Origin of the sequence: Pantoea sp. RG18, from assembly GCF_025910075.1 — a bacterium.
Classification (GTDB): domain Bacteria; phylum Pseudomonadota; class Gammaproteobacteria; order Enterobacterales; family Enterobacteriaceae; genus Pantoea; species Pantoea agglomerans.
Map to the genome: position 1 here is coordinate 41,582 of NZ_JAPCIL010000008.1, position 25,660 is coordinate 67,241.

The following is a 25,660-nucleotide window of genomic DNA, read 5'->3' on the forward strand; positions in this document are numbered from 1 at the left end:
TTTCGTGAATTAATCCCCTGAATGCCATGGTAGACTATGCCCTAAATTTTGATTCTTTACATTAGCGGAACTCACTATGAAAGCAGGCATTATTGGCGCGATGGAGCAGGAAGTCACACTGCTGCGCGACAAAATTGAAAACCGTCAAACGCTGTCGCTGGCGGGTTGTGAAATTTATACCGGCACCCTGCAGGGCGTTGAGGTGGCTCTGCTGAAATCGGGCATTGGTAAAACCTCTGCCGCGCTGGGTACCACGCTGCTGCTGCAGCTCTGCAAGCCGGATGTGGTGATCAACACCGGTTCGGCTGGCGGTTTAGCGCCGTCGCTCAGCGTCGGTGATATCGTGGTGTCAGAAGAAGTGCGTTATCACGATGCTGACGTCACCGCTTTTGGTTATGAGCCGGGTCAGATGGCGGGTTGTCCGGCCGCGTTTGTGGCAGACAGCAAGCTTATCGCCGCTGCAGAAGCCTGTATTCAGCAGCTGGATCTGAATGCCGTACGCGGTCTGGTGGTCAGCGGTGATGCCTTTATCAATGGTGCCGAACCGCTGGCGCGCATTCGTAATCTGTTCCCGCAGGCGATTGCCGTTGAGATGGAAGCCACCGCTATCGGCCATGTCTGTCATCAGTTCCAGGTGCCTTTTGTGGTAGTCCGCGCCATTTCCGACGTGGCCGATAAGCAATCTCATCTCAGCTTTGATGAGTTCTTAAGCGTTGCGGCGAAGCAATCTTCGCTGATGGTGGAGAACCTGCTGGCGCATCTGGCGCGTGGCTAAAACGCTACTCCTCTGCTGGCTGCTGCTGTTGAGCGGCAGCCTGCTGGCTTCCCCGCCACGCGTGATTACCCTCTCCCCTCACCTTACCGAACTCGCCTTTGCTGCCGGGATTACCCCGATTGCGGTCAGCGCCTGGTCCGACTATCCGCCGCAGGCCAAACAGATTGAGCAGGTCGCAAACTGGCAGGGCATCAAGGCTGAACGTATTCTGCAGCTTAAGCCGGATCTGGTATTAGCCTGGCGAGGCGGTAATCCGCAGCGGCAGATTGACCAGCTACAGCAGCTCGGCGTGCCGGTTAAATGGATTGATCCGCTGACGCTGGATGAGATGTTCACGGCGCTGGCCGATCTGGGCCACTGGAGTCCCAGACCGGAGCAGGCAACTCGCGCTGCCCGCCAGTTACGTCAGCAGGAAGCCGCGCTGCGTCAGCGCTATGCTCATCTGACTGCGGTTCCGCTTTTTTTGCAATTTGGTCAGCAGCCCCTGTTTACCGCCGCCAGAGCCACGCTGCAGAATGAAATTATTACGTTATGTGGTGGCAGGAACATCTTTGCTGACAGCCGCGTCAGCTGGCCGCAGGTCAGCCGTGAGCAGGTGCTGATGCGCCATCCTCAGGCCGTTGTGACGGGTGGCAGTGCGCAGCAGGCGGAAAACATCCGGGTGTTCTGGCGACCGCAGCTGGATGTACCGGTGATTGCCATCAACGAGGACTGGCTTAGCCGGCCAGGCCCGCGACTGCTGCTGGCCGCGCAGCAACTCTGTGCGGCCCTGCATCCCGATGAATAAATCGGCGAATTGATTAAAGTCACTGCGATTTTTGCCGTTGATCAATACCAGAGACGAACGCGCCACGTATGCTCGCCGTCCTTTTAGCGCTCCGGCGCTTTTTTAAAACACCAGGAACCTTATATGACCAGAGCACTGCTGCTGGCCATAGGGCTGTCGATCGCCGGTTCTGCCTTTGCAGGATCGATAAATGGCTCTATTGGCGCCAGACTTGTCATCTATTCACGCTGTGAAATCAACACGGCTAACGGCCAGCCCGCGCCGCAGATCAACTGCGGCAGACAGGCAAGTGCGCAGCCGCGCGTCACAAACGGCCAGATTCAATCGCAGGGAAGTGTGAAGCAAAGTAACCGGCTGGTCACAATAGAATGGTAAACGAGGCCGTCTGTATGACGGCCTGCATTATCAGATACTGAAGGAAGAGCCACAGCCACAGGTGGTTTTGGCATTCGGGTTGGTCACGATAAAGCGTGAGCCTTCCAGACCTTCCGTGTAATCCACTGAACCGCCCACCAGATATTGCAGGCTCATCGGATCAACCACCAGTGAGACGCCCTGCTTTTCAATCGTCATGTCGCCATCATTCATCTGGTCATCAAAGGTGAAGCCGTACTGGAAACCACTGCAACCGCCACCGGTGATATAGACGCGAAGTTTCAGCGCCGGGTTCTCTTCGTCGGCAATCAGGTTCTTCACCTTGGTGGCTGCGGCGTCGGTAAACTGCAACGGCAGTGCTACTACTTCATCACTCATGTTTTACTCCGGTAAACGCCCAGGTCAGAAAACGACCTTAATTACGCTATTATCAGCCAGCACCTCAGCGCAATCAAGCTCTGCCCTTCGCACTCTGTGCCGCTTTTACTCCTGTTAAGGGCACAGGGGGTGAATCCACCTTTCGTCTGCTGCCCCTCTTCCGTAGAATGGCGCAATATTTTTCTGAACCGCTGGAGCCGAAAATGAGTAAGTCCGAACAACTGTTTGCCGAGGCACAACGCTTGATCCCGGGTGGGGTAAACTCGCCAGTACGCGCATTTACCGGTGTGGGCGGCGTTCCGCTGTTTATTGAACACGCTGATGGCGCTTATCTCTATGACGCTGACGGCAAAGCCTATATCGACTATGTCGGCTCATGGGGTCCGATGGTGCTGGGTCATAACAACGCGGCGATCCGTAACGCCGTGATTGAAGCGGCACAGCGCGGCTTAAGTTTTGGCGCACCGACCGAAATGGAAGTGACCATGGCACAGCTGGTGTGTGAGCTGGTGCCGAGCATGGAGATGGTGCGGATGGTCAACTCCGGCACCGAAGCGACTATGAGCGCTATCCGTCTGGCGCGTGGCTTTACCGGCCGCGATAAAATCATCAAGTTTGAAGGCTGCTACCACGGCCACGCCGATCATCTGCTGGTGAAAGCCGGCTCCGGTGCGTTAACACTGGGTCAGCCGAACTCGCCGGGCGTACCGGCCGATTTCGCTAAACATACCCTGACCTGCACCTTTAACGATCTCGACTCAGTGCGCAGCGCTTTTGAGCAATATCCCGAGTCGATTGCGGCCATCATCGTTGAGCCGGTGGCTGGCAACATGAACTGCATCCCACCGCAGCCAGAGTTCCTGCCGGGTCTGCGTTCACTGTGTGATGAGTTCGGCGCACTGCTGATTATCGATGAAGTGATGACCGGTTTCCGTGTCGCGCTGGGTGGCGCGCAGGCTCATTACAATGTGCGCCCTGATTTGACCTGCCTTGGGAAAATCATTGGTGGCGGAATGCCCGTCGGTGCGTTCGGTGGCCGTCGCGAAGTGATGGCAGCGCTGGCCCCGACCGGTCCGGTTTATCAGGCGGGAACGCTCTCTGGTAACCCAATCGCCATGGCGGCGGGTTTCGCCTGCCTGACGCAGATCGCGCAGCCGGGCACCCATGAGAAGCTGGATGCCCTGACCCGCAAGCTGGCAGAGGGTCTGCGCGAAGCAGCACAACAGCAAAATATCCCGCTGGTGATTAACCATGTTGGCGGGATGTTCGGCCTGTTCTTCACCGATGCTGACAGTGTGACCTGTTACGCCGATGTGACCCGCTGCGATGTGGAGCGCTTTAAAACCTTCTTCCACCTGATGCTTGAAGAGGGCGTTTACTTTGCGCCTTCAGCCTATGAAGCGGGCTTTATGTCGCTGGCGCACAGCGAAGAGGATATTCAGCGCACTGTCGACGCCGCGCGTCGTTGTTTCGCGAAGCTGTAATTGCGGCAGCGTTAAAGATGAAGACCGGCAGCAGTTGGTCTTTTGTTATTGATGAGGCTTGCCCCGCTCTGTTGTGAGAGGGTGCACGCACAGGAAACAGGGTCAGATCGGAAAGGCGCGAAAGCCGTCATCCTTGACTCGCTCGGCCCGCGCCGTCCCTGGCGCGGGACGCTTTCCTCCTCTGACCCAATTTCCTGCGCATTGAGCTTCTTCGTTGTTGTCAGATTCACCCTACTTTGGATCTGGCCGGCGTCTGAAACCAGCCTGCTTTTTCCTCTTAACCTGAACGCCGCAGCAGCCAGATAAAGTAAGGCGCGCCTAAAAAGGTCGCCATCAGCCCGGCTGGGATCTGATCCGGGAATGCCAGCATTCGTCCGCACCAGTCAGCCAGCACCATCAATCCCGCCCCCAGTAATCCTGACAGCAGCAGTTGCGGCAACGCCCGCCGGAATCCCAGCATGCGCGCCATATGGGGCGCCATTAGTCCGACAAAACTCAGCGGGCCGATAGTCAGTGTCGCGCTGGCGGTCAGCGCGGCCGCCAGCAGCAGCAGACTCAGCCGCGCAGGCGTCAACGCCATACCGGCCGAGCGTGCGGTAGCGCTTCCCAGCGGCAGCAATGTCAGCCAGCGACTGGCCAGCGGTGCCAGCGACACCAGCACCAGTGCGCAGATTGCGCTCTGAATCGCCTGAGTGCCGCTGATGTTATAGGTCGAGCCGGAGATCCAGCTCAGCAGCCCGCCCATACGCGGATCGCCACTCGCCAGCAGTAGCATCAGCAGGGTGACAAAGGCGCTGTTAAGCGCCATGCCCGCCAGCAGCATTCGTTCCGGCGAAAAGCCGCCCCGACTGGCTACCGCCATGATCACCAGCAACGTCAGCGCCGCGCCCAGCGCACCGGCGGGCAGCAGCCAGGCCAGCGCATCGCCCGGCACAAAGAACATCATCATCACCACGCCAAAAGCGGCACCCGAACTGATGCCCAGCACTTCCGGACTGGCCATGGGATTGCCGGTCAGCCGCTGAATCAGACTCCCCGCCACGCCCAGCATCAGGCCGGTCACCAGCGCGGCCAGCACGCGCGGTGCGCGCCACGGCAGCAGCGATTGCAGCATCTCACCCGCTGACCAGACCCAGCCCTGCGCATCTCGCCCAAACGCCAGACCGCCCCACCCCAGCAGTGCCAGGATGGCAAGTCCCGTCAGCGCCCAGCGCAGCAGGTTCTGTCGCTCGACGGGCACCTTATCACCCTGATTCAGCGCGGGCGGCACCGAACCGGTGCGCAGTCGCGGCAGCAGCCACAGCAGAATCGGTACGCCGAGCAGCGCCGTGGCGGTGCCGGTCGGGATATCGCGCCAGTGAGTGCTGAGCCACAACACGCAACTGTCCGCCAGCCACAGCAGCAGCGCGCCAGTCAGCGGAGCCAGCAGCATCCGGGTGATGAGCCGTCGTCCACCCAGCATCTTCGCCAGCAGCGGCGCAAACAGCCCGATAAAGCCGATGATACCGGCGACGTTGACCAGCTGTGCGCTGAGCAGGATCGCCAGCCCGAGGCCACCGACACGCGCCACGGAGAGCGCAAGGCCAAGGTTTTTCGCTACGCCATCATCCAGCCCCATCAGCGTCAGCGGACGCAGCAGCGCCAGCGCCAGCACAAACGCCAGCAGCAGGCGCGGCCAGAGTTGCTGCACATTTTCCCAGCTCATCTGATTCAGCGCGCCAGTGCTCCACAGAAACATGTTCTGCAGCTGATCGTGATTGAAGATAGCGAAGATTTGATTCACCGCGCCGCTGTAGAGGCTCAGCACCAGCCCGGCCAGAATCAGCGTTACCGGCGACAGACGTTTGCCCCAGGCCACACCAAACACCAGCGCGCCCACCAGCAGCGCGCCACTGAGCGCGGCAAACTGCTGTGTCAGCGCCCCGCCCGGCAGATGCCACAGCGTCGCCACGGTAATGCCCAGCTGTGCGCCGGAAGAGACGCCCAGCGTGGTTGGCTCCGCCAGCGGATTACGCAATATCTGCTGAAACAGCAGACCGGCTAACCCCAGTCCACTCCCCACCAGCAGCGCCAGCACGATACGCGGCAGCAGGCTGTGGTGAAACACCATCTGCGGCAGGCTATCGACCGCCGGTGACCAGAGTGCCTGCCACCATTCAGCCTGTGGCAACGCCTGATGCAGATTGACCAGCGTCAGGCTGAGCGCTAGCAGAAACAGCAGGCTGAGGAGGCCTGCGGGAAACAGAGCATGGCGCATCAGTGCGTCTCCAGCGCGCGTTCCAGCACGCGAACAAAGTGCAGCGCCGAGAGCGTCGCACCGTAATACCAGACGGCCGGGACGCGCTGAAAGCGTCCGGTGCGTACAAACGGCAGCGACTGCCATAGCGGGCTGCGCATCAGTTGCTGCATCTCCGCATCGTTATCATGATCAAAACAGATGACATCCACATCCCCGACCTGCGCCAGCTTTTCAATGCCGATCACCGCGCTGCCCCAGAAATTTGTTTCGCCCTGCCAGCCATTTTTCAGGCCCAGCAGAGTCATCACTTCCAGAAACAGACTGTTTTTGCCGAAGGTAATGGCGTGACGACTGTCGAGCAGCGACATCAGCAGGATAGTGCGTCCGGCATAGGGAGCCAGCCGCTGGCGCGCCGCCGCCAGCTGATCATCGACCTCGCGCAAATGCTGTTCCGCTCGCGCGCTTAATCCAAGGCGCGCCGCCAGCTGACGCAGCGATGCGCGCGCGGCAGTGAGAGGTTTCCCGTCGCCGCTGTGGAGGTCGAAGCCCATAATGGGCGCGATGCGCGTCAGTTTCTCTTTAGGCGGGCCGTAGCCGTTGGAGCAGAGGATCAGCGACGGCTGCATTTGCGCCATCAGCTCAAGATTGGGTTCAGTGCGCAGACCTACATCGATCACGCCTTCAGGCAGCGGCGGCTCCCCTACCCAGATGTTGTAGTTGTGCAGATCGGCCACGCCCCAGGGCGTGACGCCTAATGCTATCAGCAGTTCGGTGGGTAACCACTCCAGTGCAATAATCCGACCCGGATTTGGCCTGGCGGCACGCAGGGGAAGCGCACAAAACAGCGGAGAGACTGCCAGCGCCAGCATCAGTCGGCGGCGATTAAGATCGGGCATCATCCTCTCCTTAACAGACAAAACTGACCGGCGCGCCGCCCTGCGGGTGCGGTAAAATGCCCATCGGAATGCCATAAATCGCACCGAGCACCTCAGCCTGCATAATCGCCTCTGCGTCTCCTTCGGCAATCATCGCGCCCTGACGCAGCGCCACCAGATGATCGCAGTAGCGTGCTGCCATATTGATATCGTGCAGCACCGCAATCACGGTTAAGCCGCGCTGCTGGCTCAGCGCTTTTATCAGCGCCAGCACCTCAACCTGATGGGCAATATCCAGTGCCGACGTCGGTTCATCCAGCAGCAGACAGCGGCTGTTCTGCGCCACCATCATCGCCAGCCAGGCGCGCTGACGCTCGCCGCCCGACAGGCTATCTACCAGCCGTCCGGCAAATGCGTTAAGTCCGACCTGGGCAATCGCATCCTCAACCCGATGGCGATCTTCCTGACCAAAGCGCCCCAGCGCGCCGTGCCAGGGATAGCGGCCAATCGCCACCAGTTCACGCACCGTCATCCCTTCGGCTGCCGGTAACTGCTGCGGCAGATAGGCTACCTGACGGGCAAAGGCTTTGCTGTTCCAGCGTCCGACGGGCTGCTGATTCAACAGCACCTCTCCGCTGCTGGCCGCGTGGTGACGACCCAGCATTTTTAACAGTGTTGATTTGCCCGAGCCGTTGTGACCGATCAGCCCGGTCACTTTTCCCGGCGGAAAGGTCAGCGACAGTGGCTGAAGGAGCGTCCGGCCCGGCACTTCAAAACTGGCATTTTTCAGCGTAAAGGTCGCCTCTTCTGCGTGCGGATGCGGCATGGTTATCCCTGTGAACGGGCGCCGAAGCGCCCGGTTAAATCAGAATCTGAAGGTCGCGGTGCCGACAATCTGGCGCTCCGCACCCCAGTAGCAGGCGTATTCACGATAGCAGCTGGCGACGTAGTCGCGGTCAAACAGATTGTTGACGTTGACGCCCACAGTCGAACCCGGCAAACCGAAACGACCCAGATCATATTTCAGCGCCGCATCCACCGTGGTGTAACCGGCAACTTTAAAGTTCTGGTTCTGCTCAGTGCCAGTGCTGTAAAGGCCCTGACTCTCACCGACATAACGCACACCCGCGCCGATCGTCACGCCTGACAAAGCGGTTTCGTGGAAGGTGTAGTCGCTCCACAGTGAGGCCATATGTTTCGGCACCTGCACCGGTGTTTTGCCTTTGAGCTGGGTGTCTTCGGTATATTCCGCATCGGTGTAGGTGTAGGACGCCGTCAGGTTAACGTTGGCATTCAGCGCCGCTTTAGCTTCCAGCTCTACGCCCCGTGACCGGATTTCACCGCTCTGAACGCTGAAAAAAGCTCTGTTTGGATCGGGATCGGCAGTCAGGTTCTTGGTTTTGGTCAGCTGATAAAGCGCGGCGGTGAGCACCACCGGACGATCTTTCGGCACATACTTCACGCCCGCTTCATACTGCTTAGCACGTGACGGATCAAATGCCTGACCCTCATAGGTCGAACCTGCATTCGGAATAAAGGCTTCGCTGTAGCTGAAGTAAGGCGCGATGCCATTATCAAACACATAGTTCAGGCCGCCGCGCCAGGTAAAGGCCTGATCGTTCTGGCGATCAACGCTATCCGCTACCCGATCGTAAACCGAGTTCATGGCATAGTCGTAGCGGCCACCCAGCGTCAGCACCCAGCGGTTCCACTCCATCTGGTCCTGAGCATAGAGGCCGGTCTGACGCTGTTTGTTGAGATGCTGATAGGGATCGGCAAATGGCGTTACGCTGTTATCGCCATATTGCGGATTAACCGCATTCAGGCTGGAGGCAGTGCCAAACTGTGCATCGATATCATTGCGGGTACGCTGGAAGTCCACGCCCAGCAGCAGCGTATGATCAACCTGGCCGGTGGCGAATTTCGCCTGCGCCTGGGTATCGACCGCCAGTTGGTTGAGTTTCTCTTCTGAAACCGCCGAACCGCGCGTGATTTCCTGAGTCGCCGGCAGGAAACCATTGCCATAAATGCTGCGGTAATCGGTGCGCAGGTCGGCATAACGCAGGTTCTGGCGCAGCGTCCAGGTGTCGTTAAAGCTGTGCTCGGCGTTATAACCGACCATTTTGGTGTTGCGTGAAATCTTGTTGCTCTGCTCGCCTTCATCAAAGTTGGTTGGCAGTTTGTACTGGCTGCCATCGGCGCGGGTGATCGGTACCACCGTGCCCTGACGCGGCAGCCAGCCGTAATAACCGGTTTCTGGCTCGTTCTGGAAATAGGTCAGCAGGTCAATGCGGGTGCGATCGTCGGGACGCCAGCTGAAAGCCGGTGCGATGGTGTAGCGCTTCTCTTTGTTCATCGCCTGCTGCGCATCCTGACTGCGCGCCTGGCCGGTCAGGCGATAGCTGTAGACGCCGTCGTCGTCCAGCGCGCCGCCAAAGTCAAAGCCGGTCGAGAAGAGGTTGTCGTTGCCCATCTGGAACTGCACTTCGCGCAGCGTTTCCTGGGTCGGACGCTTACTCACCAGCGAGACCACGCCGCCGGGATTGCTCTTACCGTAGAGCACCGAAACCGGGCCGCGCAGCAGTTCAGCGCGTTCCAGGAAGTAAGGATCGATGGCAAACTCAGAGTAGTTATCACCCTGCAGTTTCAGACCATCCAGATACTGATTGGTGTTGGTTTCGCTGAAACCGCGAATCGACAGCGCATCAATCACGTCTGAGCTGCCCCGGTTACCGGTCAGCACGCCAGGCGTGTAGTTAAACGCCCCTTTCACGCTGGTTACGTTACGCATCTCCATCTCTTCACGGGTGACCACGGAGATGGACTGCGGATTTTTTTCAATGGGGGTATCAGTTTTGGTCCCGGTGGCGCTGCGTTTCGCTGCCACGGTGGGTGCTGGTCCCCAGGCGCTTTCCGCCTCGACGCCGCTGCCACCATCAGCCGAGACGACCATCGTCTCCGTCTGCGCGGCGTAAAGAGAGGAGCTCAGGCTCAGTGAGATCATGATGCCCAGAAGCGGTCGGGAAAATGTTTTTTTGGTGTTGTCAGAAAAAGTCGTTCGCGCATTCATAAAAGTGTCTCTTAACAATAGGCTCAGGCAGGCGAATCGAAACGATAATGATTATTATAACGCTTAGATAATATGCGAAATTCAGCAGGCACTGCAAGAAGAAATCCCAGTAGTGACGCCGTTTGCAGGCCGATTGACGCGTATTGATCAGGAACAAAAAAAGGGCGCCGAAGCGCCCTTTTTAACCTGTCTGACTGATTTATTTGCCAAACATATCTTTTATCCACCCTGCTACGCCGTCGCTATCTTTCTGCTCCTGCTGTTGCTGGGCCGGTTGTTGCGGCTGCTGCTGCTGCTGTTGTTGTTGCTGCTGATCGAAGAGCTGTTGTTGCTGCTGAACCTGCTGCTGCTGTTGCTGACACAGCGCATTCGGATCCAGCGCCCACACCGGCAGAGAACGCCAGGTACTGCTGCCTGTGCCGCAGACAAAGTTACCGGCAGAATCCACATTCATCAGCGACACATCTTCCGGCGGCGTCAGCTGTAACGGCATCGGGGCCTGAATGTCCAGGTAGCGACGGTAGAGCTGCATCGCGCCGCTGGCACCATAGAGTTTGGTCGGCTGGTTGTTATCGCGTCCCACCCAGGTGATCGCCACTTCTTTGCCATCAATACCGGCAAACCAGCTGTCCACCAGATCGTTGGTAGTACCGGTTTTGCCCGCCAGATGCGCATTCGGGAAACGCGCGCCCAGCGCACGGGCGGTACCGTGGTCAGCTACCTGTTGCATGGTGTAGAGCGTCAGATAAGCGGCCTGCGCCGGCTCAACACGCTGCGCCTGCGGATAGCTCTGATAGAGCACGCTGCCATCTTCCGCAATCACCGAACGCACCGCTGACAGCGACGCGCGGTTGCCGCCGCTGGCAATCGACTGGAACGCCTGAGCCACTTCAACCGGCGTCAGGTTTAAGGCACCCAGCAGCATCGATGGCACCGGATGCAGCTGCTCTTTCGGCACGCCCAGCTTGTTCCAGGTATCCACCACCGCATCCAGCCCCAGCGTCATGCCGAGGTTTACGGTCGGCACGTTCATTGAGTTGGTCAGCGCATCCACCAGCATCACTTTGCCGCTGAAGCGACGATCGTCGTTCATCGGTTTCCAGATGCTGCCGTTTGGCTGTTTCAGCGCAATCGGTTCATCGGCGATCCAGCTGTTCAGCCGGTAGCTGTTTGGCTGACTCAGCGCGGTCAGGTAAGTCGCCGGTTTCGCCAGTGAGCCGATAGAGCGGCGTGCCTGCAGCGCACGGTTGTAACCGGCATACTGTGGATCGGCACCGCCGACCATAGCGCGGACTTCGCCGCTGAAACGGTCAACCACCACCATCGCGGTTTCCAGATCTTTCAGACCACGCTGTTTTTTCAGCGTCGGAATGCCATCGATCACCGCCTTTTCGGCCGCATCCTGCGACACAGGATCCAGCGTGGTGAAGATTTTCACCCCGGAGAGATCTTTCACCTTGTCGCCCAGTTTCGCCTGAAGCTCGTTACGCACCATCTGCATAAAGGCCGGCTGCGGCGTAATCACGCCGCCTTTCGGCTGCACGCCCAGCGGACGGGCCGACAGCATGTCATACAGCTCCTGGTCGATCACTTTCTGCTGCTGCAACAGGCGCAGCACGAGGTTGCGTCGTTCCAGCGCCAGTTTCGGGTTACGCCACGGATTATAGAGCGACGCGCCTTTCACCATGCCGACCAGCATCGCCTGCTGATCCAGACTCAGCTCATCAACCGGACGGCCAAAGTAGTAGAGGCTGGCCAGCGGGAAACCGCGGATCTGATCGCTGCCAGCCTGACCGAGATAGACCTCGTTCAGGTAGAGCTCCAGGATGCGATCTTTGCTGTAGCGCGCATCCATGATCACCGCCATGTAGGCTTCACGCGCTTTACGCCACAGCGAACGCTCGTTGGTGAGGAACAGGTTCTTCACCAGCTGCTGCGTCAGCGTACTGCCGCCCTGCACCGCTTTCCCGGCCGTGATGTTCGCCAGGAAGGCGCGGCCAATGGAGTAAGGGCTGATGCCATCATGCTCATAGAAATGGCGATCTTCGGTGGCGATCAGCGTATCGACCAGCAGGTCCGGGAAACCGGCGCGCGGTACGAAGAGTCGCTGTTCACCGTTCGGCGACTGCAGCATGGTGATCAGGCGCGGATCGAGGCGGAAAAAGCCAAAATCACGACCGGTTTCGAGGTTTTTAATCTCGCTCAGCTCATCTTTACTGAAGCTCATGCGCGCGTGGATCTGCCCCTCTTTACTGTCGGGGAAATCAAACGGGCGACGCAGCAGATCGATGGTGTTGCCCTTCACCGAAAACTCGCCAGGGCGGGTAATACGGGAGACTTCGCGATACTGAGTACCTTCCAGCAGCGCCACCATTTCACTTTTGTTGTAGGCCATGCCGGGTTCCAGGCTGACCATGCGGCCATAGACGGTGGCGGGCAGTTGCCACACTTTACCGTCAATCCGGCTGCGAATTTCCGAGTCGAGGTAGATGCCCCACGCGGCCATGACCACCACAAACACCAGGAACAGTTTGATTACCCATCCCAGCCAACGGCGTTTGCCGCGCGGCGGTTTTCCACCTTTACCTTTACGTGGCACCGGCGCTTCCTCCTCGTCATCATTAAAATCGTCCTGATCGATATCCTGTTCGATATCCCTGCGTCGTCCCCGGCCCGCACTGCTGCGCGGCGGCAACGGTTTACCTTTGCGCCCTATTGGTTCGCGATCGTTCCCAGACATTACTTTTCTTCTCCAGGCAGTGCTTACGGCAGCGCCGCTACTCTAACTGCTTTCTCGCGTGCCGCATGGCAGAACCCTCTGAATTCGATCCAGCGGACTCAACCCTGCGGGGACATTTTTTTGGTTCGCCTTGTTGGCAAGGCGGTGGCCGGATCCTCGGGCCAGGGATGTTTAGGATAACGTCCCTTCATCTCTTTCCTGACCTCCGGCCAGGCACCGCGCCAGAACGCCGCCAGATCGCGGGTGATCTGCAACGGCCGCTGGGCGGGCGATAACAGCTCCAGCACCAGCGGAATGCGTCCTTCCGCCACGGTGGGATTCTGCGCTTCGCCAAACATCTCCTGAATCCTTACCGCCAGCGCGGGCGGCTTCTCCGCATCGTAGCGGATTGGCAGCCGGCTTCCGGTGGGCACAGTGTAATGAGTTGGCAGCACAGTATCCAGCCGCTGACGTTGTGACCATGTGAGTAAATGTAAGAGTGCCGTAGTCAGGTTCACCGCCTGCAGGCTGCGGAGATCGCGTACCGCTGACATCTGCGGCAACAGCCACTGCGACAGGCTCTCAAGCAGGGTGTCATCGTCGGTCGCGGGCCAGCTCTCTTCCGGCAGCCACCGGGCCGCACACTGGATTCGCAGACGCAGCTGTTCGGCCTCCGGTGTCCAGCCCAGTACCGACAGACCTTTTTCGACGATCCAGCGCAGCATGGCCGCGTGCAGCACCTCCGGTTCCGGGCGCGCCATCGGCTGGGTTTTCAGTATCAGCGCGCCAATCTGCTCACGTCTGAACGCACGCAGCGTGCCTTTCTCTTCGTCCCACTCTACTTCGGTCCGGCGCTCAATCAGGGCGGGCTGCTGCTGGCACAGCGTTTCAATATCGACCGGCAGTGCCAGCAACATCCGGGCATCCGGTGTGGCACTGCCCTGCAACAGAGCAGGCGCAATCAGCCACTCATTACGCGTCAGGCCATCCTGCTCATCGAGTCTGGCGCCCAGCCCGTTGGCCAGCTGATAGCGACCGCTCTGATCGCGTCGCCGCGCCAGCCGATCGCCAAAGCCCACCGCCAGCAATCCGGCGAAACGATCTTCATCGATGCGCCCGCCACGGATTTTAAGCCGCTGCTGCCACTGCTGCGCCCGCCGCTGCCATTGCGCCTGCGGCCGATGCAGCGCATCACGCAGGTCGGCGCTGCCGCTGCGGGGAGGATCTTCCAGAATCGCCACCAGCAGCGCGGCGCTGGCGACCGCATCCGGCTCATCGCCTGCGGCACACAGTATGGCGGCGAGTCGGGGATCGCATCCCAGCTGCGCCATGCGCCGTCCCAGCGTGTTGAGCAGGCCGTTGTTGTCCAGTGCTCCCAGTCGGGTCAGCTGCTGCTGCGCCGCATCCAGATTTCTGGCGGGCGGCTGATCCAGCCACTGCAGCTGTTGCGGCTGGGTACAGCCCCACTGCAGCAGATCCAGCCACAGTGACGAGAGATCGCTGTTAACGATTTCCGGTTCACTCTGCGCCGCCGCTCGTGATGCCTGCTCCTGCGGCACCAGATGCAGGCAGAGCCCCGGCATCAGTCGCCCGGCGCGACCCGCTCGCTGGATCATCGATGCCTGGCTGATTCGCTGGGTCTGCAGACGCGTCACGCCGCTGCGGGCGTCAAACAGTGCGCTGCGTTCCAGCGCACTGTCGACCACCAGCCGAATCCCCTCAATGGTCAGGCTGGTTTCGGCGATATTGGTGGCAAGCACCACTTTGCGGCGGCCGTCGGCGGCAGGCAGAATTGCCCGGCGCTGCGCCGCCAGCGGTAGTGCGCCATAGAGCGGCGTCAGATCAACGTCGTCACTGATGCGTGATTCCAGCTCGCGCTTCACCCGTTCGATCTCCGCCACACCCGGCAGAAACAGCAGCAGCGAACCGCTCTCATCCCGCAGCAGCTGGGCGACTTCACGCGCGACCGCCTCTTCAAAACGCACATTCTGATTCAGTGACGCGTAACGTCGCTCAACCGGATAGCTGCGCCCTTCTGAGACGATCAGTGGCGCATCCGGCAGCAGCGCCGCCAGCCGGGCATTGTCCAGCGTGGCGGACATCAGCATGATTTTAAGATCGTCGCGCAGCCCCTGCTGTACATCAAGCAGCAGCGCCAGCGCCAGATCGGCCTGCAGGCTGCGCTCGTGAAATTCATCGAGGATCACCAGCGACACGCCTTCCAGCATCGGGTCGTGCTGAAGCATGCGCGTGAGCATGCCTTCGGTCACCACTTCCAGCCGGGTCTGTGGCCCGACGCAGCTTTCGCCACGCATCCGGAATCCCACCGTGCCACCCGGCTGCTCGCCGAGTTGCTCCGCCAGCCGCTGCGCCACATTACGCGCCGCCAGCCGACGTGGCTCCAGCATGATGATCCGTCCTGGCAGCGCCGCCTGCTGTAACAACTGCAGCGGCAGCCAGGTCGATTTGCCCGCGCCGGTTGGTGCGGCCAGCAGGATTTGTGGGGCGTCACTCAGCGCCGCCAGGATGTCAGGCAGCACCGCGCTGACCGGTAAATCGCTCACAGCAAACTCCGCTTCTGCCTGTGCTAAGATGGCGCGCATTGTAGCATCCATCCGTGATATTTGCCGGAGAGCGCCATGGCGACACAACGCTTATTTTTTGCCATCAGCCTGCCTGACGAGATGCAGCAAGAGCTGGTGCGCTGGCGGGCCGATACCTTTCCTGCGGAGGCGGGCCAGCCGGTGGTCGCGGCGAATCTGCACCTGACGCTGGCGTTTCTGGGTGAAGTTGCGCCGGAAACCTCACAGCGCCTGCAGACGCTGGCCTCCCGTATTGTGCAGCCCGGTTTTGATCTCGACCTGGATGATGCCGGACACTGGCCGCGCCCCGGCGTGGTCTGGCTCGGCTGCCAGCGCGCGCCACGCGGTCTGTTGCAGCTCGCCAGCCTGCTGCGGGCCCAGGCCGCCCGGCATGGCTGTTACCAGAGCCCCCAGCCGTTTCATCCGCACATCACGCTGTTACGCCACGCCACGCAGCCGGTGACGTTACCGCCGCGCGGCTTTCACTGGCGTTTTCGCGTCTCCACCTTTTCTCTGTTCGCCTCTGAATATGCCCGGGGCCGCACCCGCTATCGCGCCCTGGCTAGCTGGCCATTACATTCTCAGGATCCACATGCACTTCTCTCCGTCCCTTAAACCCGCCCGTCTGATCGCCCGTTACAAACGTTTTTTGGCCGATGTGGTGACGCCAGAGGGCGACGTTCTGACAATTCACTGCGCCAATACCGGCGCCATGACCGGCTGCGCCACGCCGGGCGATCGCGTCTGGTATTCGACGTCCGACAGCCTGACGCGCAAATACCCCCACAGCTGGGAACTGACCGAAACACAACAGGGCCACTGGATCTGCGTGAATACGCTGCGCGCCAACCAGCTGGTGGCTGAGGCGCTGGAGCAGGATCGGCTGCCGGCGCTGGCCGGTTATACGCATCGTCAGGCGGAAGTGAGATATGGCACTGAAAAAAGCAGAATTGATTTCCTGCTCAAAGCAGAGGCCCGGCGCAACTGCTATATTGAGGTGAAATCCGTAACCCTTCTACATGAAGGAAAAGGGTATTTTCCGGATGCGGTGACGATTCGAGGACAGAAACACCTGCGTGAACTGGCGACAGTTGCGGCAGAGGGTCATCGGGCCGTTTTGTTGTTTGCCGTTTTGCACTCGGGGATTGAGGACGTTTCTCCGGCACGTCACATTGATGTGGCGTATGCAGAACAACTGGCTCAGGCGCAGCAGGAGGGCGTAGAGGTTTTAGCGTATCAGGCAGACTTATCGGCGGAGGGAATGTTTCTTAAATCGCCGATCAACGTAACCTTGTAATATCTTTTGCAATTTTATGTGTTAAGAATGTTCTGAGCTAAGGGCCAATTACGCTGTTCCTCACAGGCTTGTCAAGGTGTGTTCATGAAGAATTGCCAACCCTGACTGCTTCTGTTATTTATAGCGGCCTGTTTTTTTCCCCAATGGGGGATCGATGTACCCCGCAGACGTCAAATGCAGGCTGGCAGCAAGGCCCCTGCGAGACGAATTTCGAAGGGTATAGTGCGTGTTATCCAGGAGAAGCAACATGCAAGAAGGTCAAAACCGTAAAACATCGTCCCTGAGTATTCTCTCTATTGCTGGCGTCGAACCTTATCAGGTGAAGCCTGGCGAAGAGTATATGAATGATGCGCAGCTGACCCATTTTCGCAAGATTCTGGAAGCCTGGCGTAATCAATTACGGGACGAAGTCGATCGTACCGTTTCTCATATGCAGGATGAAGCCGCTAACTTCCCGGACCCGGTTGACCGTGCCGCGCAGGAAGAGGAGTTCAGCCTGGAGCTGCGTAACCGCGATCGCGAACGTAAACTGATCAAAAAGATCGAGAAGACGCTGAAGAAAGTTGAAGATGACGACTTCGGCTATTGCGATTCCTGTGGCGTTGAGATTGGTATCCGCCGTCTCGAAGCCCGTCCTACTGCCGATCTCTGCATCGACTGTAAGACGTTAGCAGAAATTCGTGAGAAACAAATGGCCGGCTGATGCCGCGTCCAGCCTGTTACCACGCAGTGGAACAACTGCTGTTTTGTCCGCTGCGTGGTCACTTCTGAAACCTATGTCATCCTCCTGTATCGGTCGCTTCGCCCCTTCTCCCTCTGGTGAACTCCACTTCGGATCGCTGATTGCTGCCCTGGGCAGTTACCTGAGCGCGCGTGCGCAAAACGGCGTCTGGCGGGTGAGAATTGAAGATATCGATCCGCCACGGGAAGTACCGGGTGCCGCCAGCCGTATCCTGCATCAGCTGGAGCACTACGGTTTAGAGTGGGATGGCGAGGTTCTGTGGCAGTCACAACGTCATGAGGCCTACCGTGACGCGCTGGCCTGGCTGCAGCAGCATCGTCAAAGCTATTACTGCACCTGCCCCCGGCGTCGCATTCAGCAGATTGGCGGTTTCTATGATGGTTACTGCCGTGAACGGCAACGCGGACCGGAGAATGCCGCGCTGCGTTTACGCCAGCATGCGCCGGTCTTTGCGTTTGACGATCGTCTGCGTGGCCGTGTGGAGGCGGACAGGCGTCTGGCACAGGAAGATTTTATTATTCACCGCCGTGATGGCCTGTTTGCCTATAACCTGGCGGTCGTTGTCGATGATCATTTTCAGGGCATTACCGAAGTGGTTCGCGGCGCAGATTTGATTGAGCCGACGGTGCGACAGATTGCGCTCTGCCAGCAATTTGGCTGGCCGGTGCCTGACTGGCTGCATCTGCCGCTGGCGCTTAACCACGATGGTCATAAGTTGTCGAAGCAGAATCATGCACCTGCGCTGCCGGATGGCGATGCCAGACCCCTGTTGGTGGCGGCGTTACGCTTCCTCGGACAGCCGGTTTCAGGCGGCTGGCAGGACTTAACGCAGGACAAACTGCTGTCTGATGCGGTGTCGCAGTGGAATATCGCTTTGATGCCGCAAGAGAACGCCCTGAAACCGGATGCATAGACAACAGCATTCTCAAACGGTTCTCAACAGGCTATGATTAGCCGCTGATTTTACCTACACCCTAATTGCCACTGTCGAGGTGTCCCATTTTTACCCGAGTAGCTAATTTTTGCCGGAAAGTCCTGAAGCGTGATGAAGAGGAAGCCCCAGCAGAGGTTGAACCAGAGCGTCTGATGACCATCATTCCTCGTGAAAGCCATACCATCTCACGTAAAGACATCAGCGAAAATGCCCTCAAAGTGCTCTATCGCCTGAACAAAGCCGGTTATGAAGCCTATCTGGTAGGCGGTGGCGTGCGCGATTTGCTACTGGGGCAAAAACCCAAAGATTTCGACGTGACCACCAATGCCACGCCTGAGCAGATGCGTAAGTTGTTCCGCAACTGTCGCCTGGTTGGCCGTCGTTTCCGTCTGGCGCACGTGATGTTTGGCCCGGAAGTGATCGAAGTCGCCACCTTCCGTGGACATCATCAGGCGGAAGAGCCGGAAGAGGATCGCAACAGCTCGCAGCGTGCCCAGAGCGGTATGCTGCTGCGCGACAACATCTTCGGCTCAATCGAAGATGATGCCCAGCGACGCGATCTCACCATCAACAGCCTCTACTACAGCGTGGCTGATTTCAGCGTGCGTGACTATGTCGGCGGCATCAGCGATCTCGAACAGGGCATCATTCGCCTGATTGGCGATCCGGAAACCCGCTACCGCGAAGATCCGGTCCGCATGCTGCGCGTCGCACGCTTTGCTGCCAAACTCAATATGAGCATTGCGCCGGAAACCGCCGAGCCGATTCCACGTCTGGCCTCGCTGTTGCGTGATATTCCGCCTGCTCGCCTGTTTGAAGAGTCGCTGAAGATGTTGCAGGCTGGGTACGGCTACAGCACATATCTCAAGCTGTGTGAATATCAGCTGTTCCAGCCCCTGTTCCCGACGCTGGCGCGCAACTTCACCGAAAACAGCGACAGTCACATGGAGCGGATGCTGGCGCAGGTGCTGAAAAACACCGATAACCGCATTCACAACGACATGCGCGTTAACCCGGCGTTCCTGTTTGCCGCGATGTTCTGGTATCCGCAGCTTGAAACGGCAGAACGCATTGCGCAGGAGAGTGGCCTGACCTACTTCGAAGCTTTTGCGATGGCGATGAACGATACGCTGGACGAAGCCTGCCGTGCGCTGGCGATTCCGAAACGTATTACGTCGCTAATCCGCGATATCTGGCTGCTGCAGTTACGCATGTCCCGCCGTCACGGTAAACGCGCCTGGAAACTGATGGAGCATCCGAAATTCCGCGCCGCTTACGATCTGCTGGCGCTGCGGGCGGAAGTGGAAAATAACCCGGAACTGCTGCGCCTGAGCCAGTGGTGGGGTGAATTCCAGGTGGCTGCGCCGCCGCATCAGAAAAACATGCTCAATAACCTGGGTGACGATCCGGTGCCGCGTAATAAATCGCGTCGTCCGCGCCGCCGTCCTTCCGCACCGCGTCGTGACAACCAGAACGTCTCATGACACGGGTTTACCTCGCGTTAGGCAGTAACCTGGCCGATCCGCTGCATCAGGTTGATGCAGCGCTGACCGCACTGGATGCGTTGCCGCAGACGCAACGCATCGCTACCTCGCCGTTCTACCGTACGCCGCCATATGGCCCGCCCGATCAGCCCGATTTTCTCAATGCCGCCGTGGCGCTGGAGACCGATCTCAGTGCAGAAGCGCTGCTTGACCATACCCAGCGGATCGAGCGGGAGCATGGCCGGGTGCGCAAGGCAGAACGCTGGGGTCCGCGCACGCTGGATATTGATCTGATGCTGTTTGGCGAGGCGCACATCAACACGGAGCGGCTGATTGTGCCGCACTATGATCTGCTGAATCGCGCGTTTATGCTGGTGCCCCTGCTGGCGATTGCGCCAGATGCCCGCCTGCCCGACGGCCGCGCACTCAGCACAATCCTGGCTACCCTCGACAGCAGCAGCATCGTGTTGTGGCACGGCTGAGCAGACAAACGCACATCTCTGATTCCGCTCTTTCACGCTATCCAGTAAACTGCGCCCATCAGAATTCCTGAGTTGAGAGCGCCATGAAACCCACCACGATTTCACATCTGCGTCAGGCGAAAGCCAGCGGTAAAAAATTCGCGACCCTGACCGCCTACGATTTCAGTTTTGCCCGCTTGTTTGCCGATGAAGGCATTCAGGTGCTGCTGGTTGGTGATTCTTTAGGGATGACGGTGCAGGGGCATGATTCCACCCTGCCGGTCACGGTCAGCGACATCGCCTATCACACCGCCGCCGTGCGCCGTGGCGCACCACAGGCACTGCTGCTCGCCGACCTGCCGTTTATGAGTTATGCCACGCCACAGCAGACCTTTGACAACGCCGCGCAGCTGATGCGTGCCGGTGCTAACATGGTGAAGCTGGAAGGCGGCAGCTGGCTGGCTGAGACCGTGCAGATGCTGACCGAGCGGGCCGTTCCGGTATGTGGTCATCTGGGCCTGACACCGCAGTCGGTCAATATCTTTGGCGGCTATAAAGTGCAGGGCCGGGATGAAGCCGGTGCAGAGCAGTTGCTGGCCGATGCGCTGGCGCTGGAAGCCGCAGGTGCACAGCTGATGGTGCTGGAGTGTGTGCCGGTGTCGGTAGCGCAGCGGATTACCGACGCGCTCACCATCCCGGTGATCGGTATCGGTGCCGGCAATGTCACCGATGGTCAGATTCTGGTGATGCATGACGCGCTGGGCGTGACCGGCGGCCACATTCCCAAATTTGCCAAAAATTTCCTGGCGGAGACCGGCGATGTTCGCGCGGCGATTCGCCACTATATCGCCGAAGTCGAGGCCGGAACCTATCCGGCGGCAGAGCACAGTTTCCAGTAATCCAGGAGAGTCACCGTGTTGATCATTGAAACGCTGCTGATGCTGCGCCAGGAAGTCCGTCGCTGGCGCCAGCAGGGTAAACGCATTGCGCTGGTGCCGACCATGGGCAACCTGCATGAAGGTCATCTGAAGCTGGTGGATGAAGCACGGGCGCGCGGCGACATCGTGATTGTTTCGATCTTTGTCAATCCGATGCAGTTCGATCGCGCCGATGATTTAGCGCGCTACCCGCGCACGCTGCAGGAAGATTGTGAAAAGCTGAATCGCCACCAGGTTGACGTGGTCTTCGCCCCCTCATCTGCTGAAGTCTATCCGCAGGGCGCGCAGAATCAGACCTTTGTTGAGGTGCCTGTGCTCTCTTCCCTGCTGGAAGGGGCCACACGTCCAGGCCATTTTCGCGGTGTGGCCACTATCGTCAGCAAACTGTTTAATCTGGTACAGCCCGATATTGCCTGTTTCGGTGAAAAGGATTTTCAGCAGCTGGCTATCATTCGTAAGATGGTGGCCGATATGGGCTTCGACATTGAGATTGTTGGTGTGCCTACGGTGCGCGCTAAAGATGGCCTGGCGCTGAGTTCGCGCAACGGCTACCTGACGGCAGATGAGCGTAAGCTGGCACCGGCCCTGAGCCAGGTGATGCATCAGATGGCGACGCAGCTGGAGAATGGCGAGCGTCATGTTGACGAGATCATTGAGGCAGCCAGTGAGGCACTGCTGGCGCAGGGATTGCGTCCTGATGGCCTGGCGATCTGTGATGCGGAAACGCTGCAACCGCTGACGGTGGACAGCCAGCGCGCGGTGGTGCTGATGGCCGCCTGGCTGGGCAAGGCCCGCCTGATTGATAATCAAACCGTTGACCTGACGCAGTAATCAATCCCGCTGCAGGTTATTTTATTTCTCTGACAAGGTTTCTGGCTATGATTCGCACAGTTCTGCAAGGCAAATTGCACCGCGTGAAGGTGACGCAGGCGGACCTCAATTATGAAGGTTCCTGCGCTATCGATCAGGATTTCCTGGATGCTTCCGGCATTCTGCAATATGAAGCGATCGATATTTATAACGTCACCAACGGTCAGCGCTTTTCCACCTACGCTATCGCGGCTGAGCGTGGCTCGAAAATCATCTCGGTCAACGGTGCGGCCGCCCGCTGCGCCTGCGAAGGCGATATTTTAATTATCTGCTCCTATGTGCAGGTAGACGATGCCGAGGCGCGTCAGTGGCAGCCTAAGGTCGCCTATTTTGAAGGTGACAACCAGATGAAGCGTCTGGCGAAAGCGCTGCCGGTGCAGATTGCCTGATTAAAACCTGATTAAAAAAGGGCCGCCGTTAAAACGGGCGGCCCTTTTTATTTCTGCTGCAGTATTTAAACCGGTTTGGTTGTCATCGGCTTCGATGACTTTTTCATCGTAAAGAGGAAATTAAACCAGCCGCGTTTTCTCATCAGACATAATGTCCACGGTAACGCCAGCGCCACCAGGAATGCCGAAATAAACTTCAGGTCATTTACCCAGGCAGACGGGCTTTCAAACTTCACAATCTTACTGAAGAACTGAATCGCCAGATAATGCGACAGGTAGAAGACGATAGAATTGACGCCTATGTAGTAGACCAGTTCAGACTTCAGTTTCAGCGCAATCCAGACAAAGAACGGAACCGATAATAGTGCCAGCGGTGACAATAACGCCTGGGAATGACGTTCCAGTACAAAGATATTCAGGCAGGAGAGCAGCACAAAACTAATTACCGAGATTAACAGCGTCGGGCCATGCTGCACTTTCTCTGCGATATCCACCTGCTTTCTCACGACGTAATCGCCGAGATAGAAGAATACAAACAGATAAAGCGATTTATTGATGTGGGTATTGTCGAAGCTGGCAAACACGCCATCCGCCTCAATCGCTGGCAGCGCCCAGCTCAGCGTCATACAGATGGCAAACACCAGCAGGAACGGCAAGTGACGGGCAAAGATAATCACAATAAAGAAGATAAACAGCGAATGCAGGAACCAGGTCATATCACCGCCACCGGTCAGGTGGGAGAGAATAATATTCATCGGTGATTGCGGCGTATTAGCCATCGAGCTGAACAGGATTTTCAACCCGCCGTAGACGGCAACCCAGACCACAAATGGATAGAGAATACTGCGCACCTTGTTATTAAAAAAAGGACCCAGGCCTTTTCTTAACCCGGCATCGACAAATAAACCCGAAACAAAGAACATCAGCCCCAGCCTTACCGGTGCCAGCATCTCATTTAACAGGCCGCTGAAGGCGGTAAAGTGTCCGGCGTTATTATGTACGGCAATAGTGCTGTGCAAAAAAATGATTGCGAGAATACTCAATCCCCGCAGATTATCGATCCACGTTATACGATTCATCTTTTCCTGCCTTTGATTAAAAACTGGCCCTGATTCGGTTGCCATTTTTCTTATTAAGAAGACTCTTAGCCTACTCATTCGTCCCTGAGCAGAGGAATAACCTTATTCCGGCGCTATTCTGATAATTCATAATCAAATAAACAACAGCCAGACTTTAAGGCTATTCTTAAAAAATATTTAATAGTTAAGAATCATTCAGATAGCGAAAGATGTCAGAGTATTATCAGATAATACTTAGGGTTATTTTTTGTGAGTAAGGATGTAAGCGAGGCGTCGGGCGGCTTCAGAGGCAAAATATAACGAATGAGGCGGGTTTTAAGGTGATTTTTAAGGCCAGGCAGAACCGTAGTCAGCGTGATTTGCTCTCCACCCAAAAAAAAGCCACGCCCTTATCGCAGCGTGGCCCTTACCATTCAGCTTAACGTCAGGTGCGTAATCCGCGTCCGCGCTGTATCAGCGCATAGACCAGCCAGTAGAACACCAGAATAAAGGCCACCAGCACCGAGAGGGTAAACACCAGCGGCACATCATTAATGCCGAGGAAGCCATAACGGAATCCGCTAATCATATAAACGATTGGATTGAGTTTAGAGACAGCCTGCCAGATCGGCGGCAGCAAACTCAGTGAATAGAATACGCCGCCCAGATAAGTCAGTGGCGTCAGCACAAAGGTCGGGATCAGGCTGATATCGTCAAAGGTGCGCGCAAAGACAGCGTTCAGCAGACCTGCCAGTGAAAACAGAATCGCGGTCAGCAGCAGCGTGACCGCCACCATCGTCCAGGAATGCACGTGGAACGGCACAAAGAACAGCGAGATGGCCGTCACCAGAATACCCACGCAGACACCACGCGCCACGCCGCCGCCAACATAGCCGGCAATGATGATGTGGGTCGGCACCGGCGCGACCAGCAGCTCTTCAATGTTGCGCTGGAACTTGGCGCTGAAGAACGACGACGCCACGTTGGCATAGGCGTTAGTGATGACTGCCATCATGATCAATCCCGGCACGATGAACTGCATATAGCTGAAGCCGTGCATTTCACCGATGCGCGACCCGATCAGGTTGCCAAAAATGATGAAATAGAGCGTCATGGTGATGACCGGCGGCACCAGCGTCTGGATCCAGATGCGGGCGAAACGGTTAACCTCTTTGGCCCAGATGCTCTTCAGCGCCACCCAGTAGAGATGTGTCATGCTTTTGCTCCTGTTTTTCCCTGCGTCGTCAGACCCACAAACAGCTCTTCAAGACGGTTGGCTTTATTGCGCATACTCAGCACCTGCACACCCTGCGCGCTAAGCTGGCTGAAGACGCTGTTGAGCCCCTGCTCACGCAGCACTTCCACTTCGAGCGTTGAGGTATCGGTCAGCCGGTACTGGAACCCTTCCAGCGTGGGCAGCGGACTGCGGGGTGCCAGATCCAGGATAAAGGTTTCTGATTTGAGCTTGGAGAGCAGCCCTTTCATCGAGGTGTTCTCCACCAGTTCACCGCTCTGGATGATGCCGATGTTGCGGCACAGCATCTCCGCCTCTTCCAGATAGTGGGTAGTGAGAATAATGGTCGTGCCTTTGGCATTGAGATCTTTCAGGAATACCCACATCGAGCGTCGCAGTTCGATATCCACGCCAGCGGTGGGTTCATCCAGAATCAGCAGCTTAGGCTCATGCATCAGCGCACGGGCGATCATCAGGCGACGCTTCATCCCGCCGGAAAGCATGCGTGCACGTTCAGCGCGTTTTCCCCACAGATCGAGCTGCTTCAGATACTTTTCTGCCCGCTCATTGGCTTCACGACGCTCAACGCCGTAGTAACCCGCCTGATTAACGACGATTTGCATCACCGTCTCAAACGGGTTGAAGTTAAACTCCTGCGGCACCAGGCCGAGCTGGCGCTTGGCATTCACCACATCTTTTTCGAGATCGTAGCCAAACACCCGCACGCTGCCCTCGGATTTGTTAACCAGCGAACTGATAATTCCGATGGTGGTCGATTTACCGGCACCGTTTGGCCCCAGCAGCGCATAAAAGTCACCCGCTTCAACGTTAAGATCGATGCCCTTCAGCGCCTGCACGCCGCCGGGATAGGTCTTGGTCAGCCGGGAAAGTTCCAGTGCATAAGTCATTCTGCATCCATACCCTGTTTTGATGGCATCGCAATGCCGTTTAAATTTATCAGGCCCTGTC

23 protein-coding genes are annotated in these 25,660 nt (G+C 57.9%); 13 read left to right on the top strand and 10 right to left on the bottom strand.

Going from position 1 to position 25,660, the window contains the following annotated elements; genetic code table 11:
- Positions 1–76: 76 nt before the first annotated feature.
- The 3 genes from mtnN to OK409_RS10785 all read left to right on the top strand — a co-directional run bounded on the left by mtnN (position 77) and on the right by OK409_RS10785 (position 1,937).
- Positions 77–775 (top strand): 5'-methylthioadenosine/S-adenosylhomocysteine nucleosidase, encoded by a 699-nt coding sequence (gene mtnN / locus OK409_RS10775; protein ID WP_010254075.1) that lies wholly within the window; start codon positions 77–79, stop codon positions 773–775.
- Positions 768–1,562: a vitamin B12 ABC transporter substrate-binding protein BtuF gene (gene btuF, locus OK409_RS10780; protein WP_010671857.1), complete on the top strand. Its 795-nt coding sequence runs from the start codon at positions 768–770 to the stop codon at positions 1,560–1,562. The genes mtnN and btuF overlap by 8 nt, the downstream gene beginning before the upstream one ends.
- Positions 1,563–1,685: 123 nt before the next feature.
- Complete coding sequence (locus tag OK409_RS10785) at positions 1,686–1,937, top strand: hypothetical protein (RefSeq protein WP_010254068.1); 252 nt, start codon at positions 1,686–1,688, stop codon at positions 1,935–1,937.
- Positions 1,938–1,967: 30 nt separating this feature from the next.
- Here OK409_RS10785 and erpA read toward each other — a convergent pair whose 3' ends face one another.
- Complete coding sequence (erpA, locus tag OK409_RS10790) at positions 1,968–2,315, bottom strand: iron-sulfur cluster insertion protein ErpA (protein WP_010254064.1); 348 nt, start codon at positions 2,313–2,315, stop codon at positions 1,968–1,970.
- A gap of 203 nt (positions 2,316–2,518) precedes the next feature.
- Between erpA and hemL the strand changes: the two genes are divergently transcribed.
- The gene (gene hemL, locus OK409_RS10795) at positions 2,519–3,799 is read left to right on the top strand and encodes a glutamate-1-semialdehyde 2,1-aminomutase (RefSeq protein WP_010254062.1); all 1,281 of its coding nucleotides are present in this window, start codon (positions 2,519–2,521) and stop codon (positions 3,797–3,799) included.
- Between the two features lie 277 nt (positions 3,800–4,076).
- Here hemL and fhuB read toward each other — a convergent pair whose 3' ends face one another.
- From fhuB to hrpB, 6 genes are all read right to left on the bottom strand, one after another.
- Positions 4,077–6,056 (bottom strand): Fe(3+)-hydroxamate ABC transporter permease FhuB, encoded by a 1,980-nt coding sequence (gene fhuB, locus OK409_RS10800; protein WP_191921867.1) that lies wholly within the window; start codon positions 6,054–6,056, stop codon positions 4,077–4,079.
- Positions 6,056–6,934 (bottom strand): Fe(3+)-hydroxamate ABC transporter substrate-binding protein FhuD, encoded by an 879-nt coding sequence (fhuD, locus tag OK409_RS10805; protein ID WP_033756620.1) that lies wholly within the window; start codon positions 6,932–6,934, stop codon positions 6,056–6,058. Before fhuD ends, fhuB begins: the two co-directional genes overlap by 1 nt.
- 10 nt (positions 6,935–6,944) lie before the next feature.
- Entirely contained in the window at positions 6,945–7,739 is a 795-nt protein-coding gene (fhuC, locus tag OK409_RS10810; RefSeq protein ID WP_264367046.1) for a Fe3+-hydroxamate ABC transporter ATP-binding protein FhuC, read from the bottom strand.
- 39 nt (positions 7,740–7,778) lie between these two features.
- The gene (fhuA, locus tag OK409_RS10815; RefSeq protein WP_033756618.1) at positions 7,779–9,983 is read right to left on the bottom strand and encodes a ferrichrome porin FhuA; all 2,205 of its coding nucleotides are present in this window, start codon (positions 9,981–9,983) and stop codon (positions 7,779–7,781) included.
- Positions 9,984–10,182: 199 nt separating this feature from the next.
- Entirely contained in the window at positions 10,183–12,723 is a 2,541-nt protein-coding gene (gene mrcB / locus OK409_RS10820) for a bifunctional glycosyl transferase/transpeptidase (RefSeq protein WP_010671853.1), read from the bottom strand.
- 98 nt (positions 12,724–12,821) lie between these two features.
- Entirely contained in the window at positions 12,822–15,305 is a 2,484-nt protein-coding gene (hrpB, locus tag OK409_RS10825) for an ATP-dependent helicase HrpB (RefSeq protein WP_182504674.1), read from the bottom strand.
- A 36-nt stretch (positions 15,306–15,341) separates the two neighbouring features.
- Between hrpB and thpR the strand changes: the two genes are divergently transcribed.
- The 9 genes from thpR (at position 15,342) to panD (ending at position 22,399) form a co-directional block, all read left to right on the top strand.
- Entirely contained in the window at positions 15,342–15,899 is a 558-nt protein-coding gene (gene thpR / locus OK409_RS10830; protein ID WP_264367047.1) for an RNA 2',3'-cyclic phosphodiesterase, read from the top strand.
- Complete coding sequence (gene sfsA, locus OK409_RS10835) at positions 15,877–16,581, top strand: DNA/RNA nuclease SfsA (RefSeq protein WP_264367048.1); 705 nt, start codon at positions 15,877–15,879, stop codon at positions 16,579–16,581. The genes thpR and sfsA overlap by 23 nt, the downstream gene beginning before the upstream one ends.
- Positions 16,582–16,828: 247 nt before the next feature.
- Entirely contained in the window at positions 16,829–17,284 is a 456-nt protein-coding gene (gene dksA, locus OK409_RS10840; RefSeq protein ID WP_010254035.1) for an RNA polymerase-binding protein DksA, read from the top strand.
- Positions 17,285–17,357: 73 nt separating this feature from the next.
- Positions 17,358–18,236 (top strand): tRNA glutamyl-Q(34) synthetase GluQRS, encoded by an 879-nt coding sequence (gluQRS, locus tag OK409_RS10845; RefSeq protein ID WP_010254032.1) that lies wholly within the window; start codon positions 17,358–17,360, stop codon positions 18,234–18,236.
- A gap of 86 nt (positions 18,237–18,322) precedes the next feature.
- On the top strand, positions 18,323–19,741 hold the full coding sequence (pcnB, locus tag OK409_RS10850; RefSeq protein WP_203583884.1) for a polynucleotide adenylyltransferase PcnB: 1,419 nt from the start codon (positions 18,323–18,325) through the stop codon (positions 19,739–19,741).
- Positions 19,738–20,223, top strand: coding sequence for a 2-amino-4-hydroxy-6-hydroxymethyldihydropteridine diphosphokinase (gene folK / locus OK409_RS10855; protein WP_022625440.1), 486 nt, complete (start codon positions 19,738–19,740; stop codon positions 20,221–20,223). The genes pcnB and folK overlap by 4 nt, the downstream gene beginning before the upstream one ends.
- Before the next feature lie 83 nt (positions 20,224–20,306).
- A complete protein-coding gene (panB, locus tag OK409_RS10860; RefSeq protein WP_010254026.1) occupies positions 20,307–21,101 on the top strand; it encodes a 3-methyl-2-oxobutanoate hydroxymethyltransferase in 795 nt (264 codons plus the stop codon).
- Between the two features lie 15 nt (positions 21,102–21,116).
- On the top strand, positions 21,117–21,971 hold the full coding sequence (panC, locus tag OK409_RS10865; RefSeq protein ID WP_158149545.1) for a pantoate--beta-alanine ligase: 855 nt from the start codon (positions 21,117–21,119) through the stop codon (positions 21,969–21,971).
- 47 nt (positions 21,972–22,018) lie between these two features.
- Positions 22,019–22,399: an aspartate 1-decarboxylase gene (panD, locus tag OK409_RS10870; RefSeq protein WP_010254022.1), complete on the top strand. Its 381-nt coding sequence runs from the start codon at positions 22,019–22,021 to the stop codon at positions 22,397–22,399.
- A gap of 65 nt (positions 22,400–22,464) precedes the next feature.
- On the opposite strand, the gene OK409_RS10875 is transcribed toward panD, so the two are convergent.
- The 3 genes from OK409_RS10875 to OK409_RS10885 form a co-directional block, all read right to left on the bottom strand.
- Positions 22,465–23,478: an acyltransferase family protein gene (locus tag OK409_RS10875; RefSeq protein WP_010254020.1), complete on the bottom strand. Its 1,014-nt coding sequence runs from the start codon at positions 23,476–23,478 to the stop codon at positions 22,465–22,467.
- A gap of 424 nt (positions 23,479–23,902) precedes the next feature.
- Positions 23,903–24,673 (bottom strand): ABC transporter permease, encoded by a 771-nt coding sequence (locus tag OK409_RS10880; protein WP_010254018.1) that lies wholly within the window; start codon positions 24,671–24,673, stop codon positions 23,903–23,905.
- A complete protein-coding gene (locus OK409_RS10885; protein ID WP_010254017.1) occupies positions 24,670–25,599 on the bottom strand; it encodes an ABC transporter ATP-binding protein in 930 nt (309 codons plus the stop codon). Before OK409_RS10885 ends, OK409_RS10880 begins: the two co-directional genes overlap by 4 nt.
- Between the last annotated feature and the right edge of the window lie 61 nt (positions 25,600–25,660).